The sequence below is a fragment of the Ohtaekwangia sp. genome (assembly GCF_036568665.1).
Lineage (GTDB): Bacteria > Bacteroidota > Bacteroidia > Cytophagales > Cyclobacteriaceae > Ohtaekwangia.
The window spans coordinates 1-5,835 of record NZ_DATCSD010000025.1 but is presented as its reverse complement, the minus strand read 5'-3'; the positions used below and the strand labels follow the sequence as shown (position 1 = coordinate 5,835).

General features: G+C 46.9%; 3 protein-coding genes. All 3 read right to left on the bottom strand.

The annotated features are described in order from the left end of the window. A partial coding sequence (locus tag VIN08_RS01225; protein ID WP_331959002.1) for a sugar-binding protein occupies window positions 1–3,695 on the bottom strand: 3,695 nt, incomplete at its 3' end. Between the two features lie 332 nt (window positions 3,696–4,027). Continuing rightward, window positions 4,028–4,465, bottom strand: coding sequence for a hypothetical protein (locus tag VIN08_RS01220; protein ID WP_331958999.1), 438 nt, complete (start codon window positions 4,463–4,465; stop codon window positions 4,028–4,030). Between the two features lie 109 nt (window positions 4,466–4,574). Beyond that, complete coding sequence (locus VIN08_RS01215) at window positions 4,575–5,780, bottom strand: hypothetical protein (RefSeq protein ID WP_331958996.1); 1,206 nt, start codon at window positions 5,778–5,780, stop codon at window positions 4,575–4,577. Between the last annotated feature and the right edge of the window lie 55 nt (window positions 5,781–5,835).

Sequence of the window (5,835 nt, the reverse complement as noted above, 5' to 3'; positions counted from 1 at the left end):
GCCCAGGCATGCTGCACACCGGTAACACTGAGCTTGGCAAATAAGGTCGAGTTGTTATACCCTTTGATGAACTGGTTATCCCGGCCATCGTAAGTGGAGAGTTTATTGTTGTTAGCATCAATGTATATCTCCACAGCATCGTTCTCCCATATATCAGGCGAGTCGTTATATAGGGAGGCATCCAAAACCTTCACACCGATATACAGGTTGGTATTATCCCACAATACTCCAAAGGTTACGGTGTTGTTCGGAGTATTTACCGTGTTCTTGCTCACCGCACGGGTAACATTCCACGAAGATTCGTTGAGTGTACCATCTACAGTTATAGTACTCACGCGTTGATAGCAGGTGATTACACCGGCAGGATCACCGGATGTACCGGCAACACTTACCTGCACCTGATCGGTAGCCGTTAGCGAACCATCGCTCACCGTCAGTTGAAATACATATATACTTCCGTTGGTTAATCCGCTAACAGTAGGTGATGCTGTAGTAGCATTCGTGATGGTGGCTGCAGGGCCACTTACTTTCGTCCAGCTATAGGTTACAGCCGTCCCATCCGGATCTGAGCCTGAGCCATTCAGCGTAACCGATGTTGTTCCGGAAGCTAATGAAAGATCGGAGCCTGCATTGGCAACAGGAGGCTGGTTAACGGGACCACTACACGTAGTGAGATATACTGTTCCGAATACGCTCGGGTTTTGCCAGGCGGTTGTGTTGGTAGCGAACGAGGCGGTTTGTGCATCGCGCGTTCCCCCGTTGTCGTCATCATCCACCTGTATATCGAGGCCGATTGCTTTTCCGAGGGCGGGCGTTACTCCTATGGTAGACCAGGGTATAGATGCTTCCAGTATATATCCGTTGCCGCTGGCATACATACTGAATACTATACCGCTGGTGTTACTTACGGAATTACCTCCGGTCTTTATAGCAGCATCATTCCAGCGGAAGCCATATTGAAAATCATTCTGGCCATCATACGTTGTTCCTTTACTGTTATCGCCATCAATAAAAATTTCAACAACATCATCTTCCCACCAGTTGGCACCGGAGTCGTTCTGTCGTGTAGCATCGTTTACTTCTACCAACAAGTATAGATTGGAAGAGTTATATAGCGCACGCCAGCGACCGGAGTAATCAGAAGGCAATGCACCAATGGTAACGTTGCTGATCGCGCGGGTCGGTGCTATAGACCAGGCCGACTCGATGGTTTGATTGATAACAGGCGCTGTACCGGAAACCTGTGCCACAACGGGTGCGGTACACGGTGGATTATCATTATCCGCTATAGTGATTGCAGCCGATGTGTTTGCTCCCAATGTAAAACCCGATCCTGCCTGGAGCGTGAGCTGTAATGTTTCAGAACCTTCAAAGCTGCTGTCATCTATAGGCGTTATTGTAATGTTGGCAGCGGGGGCTGCGGGCGTTAATACTACGGAGCCGGATAACGCAGGACTCGCAGTATAATCACCAGAAGAAGCTGTGCCGGCTATCGTATAATTGACGGTGATGTTAGAAGATGTAGCCGATGTAGCAATACGGAATGTACCGGTGTTACCTCCTTCGCCCGCATCCGGATCTGTTGCCGTAATATTTACCGCGGGCGTAACGGTAACCGTACACGTTTTGGAAAAATTACCATCGGCCGATGTAGCCGTTATTATTGTTGTACCAATAGCATTGGCTGTGACCGTAGCTGTACCCGTTCCTGAAGCGGCAACAGATGCTACGGACGTATTGGACGATGACCACGTAAGATTTTTATTCGTGGCATTGGTTGGAGAAAACGTAACGGTTAGCGGAGATGTCTTTCCTTCCGCCAGCGATAGCGTAGCAGGCGCCAGTGTTATACCTGTTACCGGTATATTGGTGTTGACGATCTCGATGATGAATCCGGAGTTATAGTTCTTTACCTGCCCCGACTCCAGTCTGTCGAAGCTCACATTATTAAAAGTGATTTTCTCGCTGCCAGCCTGGGCTAATATACCATAGCCACCCCAGTCATCCATCGTAGGCGAATCAACAAAAAAGTCCATACCCGTGCCATCGATCTTCGTATTGTTAAATACAATATTCCGGATGTTGGAGCCATAGAGCTGCACGGCATGCCGTTGTGAGTTGATGATCTGCGTGTTGTTAAACTCGATATTAAATATACCGCTGTTCGCATAGAACTCAATTGCTCCGCGCTTCTGGTTCCAGAGATCGTTGGTTGTTCCGCAGTTCACAATATAGTTATCGGTAATAACGATCGGTGTTCCGGCATTCTCGAATGTAAAACCACCGAAGTCATTCGTAAAGCGTATACCCGATCCGCCTACACCATCTTTAAATATACATCGGTATATCTGGTGGCCTGTACCGCCAAACAAAGCAGCACCACCGGCACGCCAGTTGTTTTCTACGGTGCAATACCGAAATATATTATTGCGACAGGTTTGTGTATTGCCTGCTGCATTGGCGGGCCACACGGCTAAACCATCATCGCCATTGTTGCGCACATCGCTATATTCTACTACGGAGTTGGATGTACCCTGACAGAAGTTAACACCATCGGCATAATTATTCCGGATGCGGGCGCGGGTAATAATAAGATCGTTGGTAACATCGATCGGATATGGAGGATCGTACCCGGCAATCCAGAACCCGCACTCGAAGTGCTCCACCCACACATCGTGAATGCGCGAGTTGTTACCGTACGTTCCCATAAAGCCTTTGTATATTTTATACTGCTCAGCCGGTACGCGCGGGTTGGCTTCATCGTACTTCATGCGATCGTTGTTGGCCGTATTCAACGAGAAGTTCGATATCTCTACGTTGCTGGCACGGGCAAATATACCGCCATAGAATTGCCGATCGGTAGAAAAGTATATTTCGGTATACCATATACCGGCCCCCTGTATTTTGATATTGCTTACGTTCAGGTTCAGTTTGTCGCTGAGGATAAACCGTCCGGTCGGTATATATACTCCTTTACCTTGCGAAGCAGCGGCCGTTATACATTGGTTGAATGCTGCGAGGTCATCGTTCTGATCACTGCCATTGGCACCGTAGGTTTCTACGGAGAGAAAGTTTGCAGGCAACGTTAACGCTGCGGGCACCGGTTCCAATTCAATATAGTCTACACCATAGGTGATGGCATCGCCATTATCTTTTTGAATTTTGATCGTGGCGCCTTGCGGCACTACATTGTCAAGACGGAAGTGTACTTCATCAAACCGCATGAATGTTTTACCACCGGGTGTTTGCACCGGGTCTGCCCCGGGAAAATACTGGTACGCCCAATACGATGACAGGTTTATGTTTTTTACTTTCGATCCGTTCACATATATACCTAGTGAACCGCTCTGGCCGGTACCCGAACCGTTGTCGGGCATGGTAAAGCGTATATCAAAACCCTGTGCAGCTTGTGTTGTAGTCCACTCTACCGATGCTCCGTTACCGGCAAGACTTACGTAACGCTGGTTGGTTGCTTCGGATGCAATCTGGTTCTGATCGAAGTTGAGCGCCTGTTGCAAGGTGGCTCCGCCACTCAGGGCTCCGTTCTCTGATTCATAACGAATATAGGGCAACTGGGCTCCGCGCGGAATGCCATCGTTTTGTCCTATAGCATGGTTCACTAAAAGAAAAAGATTCAAGATCACCAGGAGACTTGTTGTTAGTCGTCTCCGGGAAAGGTGTTCAGTTTTTTTCATGTGTCGTCTGATTGTAATGTTGAACACACGAAATATCCTCTGCTGCTGCAGAGTTCTATTCACGCAAGATCCTCTTCACCGATATTTCATGAATACGATTATTGGTACCGGTAACGTTATGTAGAAGAGCAGGCTATAATAAAGTATAACGAGTATGGTAACCACAAAAATCCTACGAGGGTCTATAGGCAACGGGGGGCATGATGCATCGTATAGATGCAGGTTCCGGGATGCATTCACTTTACGGGGCGTGCATCCATTGAGGAAGTAATGTTCTTTTCATAGGCAATTGTTACTATACTATATATTGATCAATACTATAGTTCAGCCAATCAGGCTACATCTTCCAGCAACTCTATGCGCGACATTCCCGCTATAGAATAACTTTGCAATCGCGGATTACCGCTATATTTCAATACGGCTTTGTCCTGCAGGTTCGCGCGACTGATAATCTTGGTTGGGCCAACGATGGTTCTTGAATTATCGCGCAGTGAAACACAACATACTTCCTTGCTCGTAAGCTTGCTGAAATCGAGCGTGCAATCACCTTTCACCAGGTGAATCGTGATCTTGCGGCATACACCATGAAAGCGGATGATACCATTACCGATAATGGTAAACTCTACATCTTTCTTGGAGTATATCATTCCGGAAAGTTCAAAACTTCCTTTCGCAGTAAATTCTACATCGCCAAAATTTCCAATAAGCAGTGAATCATGTTTATGATCTCCTTCAAACTCGATCCTGCGTGGCTTTACTATATTTTTCATCCTGTTTCTCACTCGTGGTTAATGATAGGTTGCGTAACAGACAGGTTTGAATCAGAAAGTATTTCCAGCACTATATATAGCCTGGAAATACTTCTGTTAATCAGGCAGATCAGTTTGCTTTGATCGTAATGGTACGCGCTCCGCTTACTGCGTTTATCTTCAGGGTAATATCATATACACCACCCACGCTTACGGTAAAGTTTTCGTTGGTGCCGCCATTGGTAATTTTATTATTGGTAAAGGCATCACCCTCGCGCACCGTAGCGCTGTTATATAGTACAGCCATACCTCCCCAGGTTCCGTTCTCAAGTACAACGAAGTCGCGGCCTTCTATCAGTTGCACATCGTTCCACGTCCAGGTATAGGTGCTGCCGGATTGTGTCGGCTCGATTACCTGGTATGGATCACCCCAGCTACCTTCTTCACCGGATGGCAGATAATAAGCATTACCGAAGAGGCCTACTTTTGTTTTGGTATAGCTTCTGATCTTGGTCTCTTTCCATTCGTTGGTGCTGGCGGTATATTTCAATCGCACGGTGAAATCACCGGTTTCTTTCTGCGGAATGTTGGAGTTATAGAAGCCTACATCATTTATACCGGTGTCCCACGCTTTACCATAATCTTCCACGCCTAAACTTGTAAGCGTTACAATGTTGTTGGCCGTGAAGGCAGCCCAGCCATCGTTGAATCTGTATTTATACCCTGTATCGCCACCCAGCAGGTATAGATTGGTATTTTCAAATACAGTCGAATCTTTTGATGTTGATTTCTGTGGCAGGAAAGTTCCTTCATCCCATCCCTCCGGTGTAGCAGGGCCGATCATGTTTGCTTTGGCACGCATCAGTACAAACTCATCGGTGGTGCTATTTACGAAAGCATAGTATAAACCTTCGTCTGTCACTTTTATAGGTGGTGCATCCGAAGCAAGTGTTCCATATACTATATTATCGTTTACCGAGAAGCCAAGGTCCTTACCATTGCCCACAGTGCCTCCGTTCGGAGCACCGAATGTAGTACCCACTTCGTTTACTACCTCAGCAAACGTAATGGTACTGTTGGCACCTATATATAGCCACTTGCCATATATACCATCCATACTTTCCACACCGGCACCCTGTGTCTTATCCAGCGCAGCAACCGCCATGCGGGCGTTCGGTTCTACGGCAGATTCTGCTACGGTGTTTGTTCCATACACATAAAAGCCATCCAGCTTGGGCAATAATACTTCCGGTTCGTCATTGCTATCGCTACACGAAATAATAGCAACCGATGTGATGAGCAGCAACAGGCGCTGCCAGGTAAATAACTTTTTCATACGATCAGTTTTTGTTAAGAGTTCTGGTTTGTTGTTTGGTTATCGAGTATATATA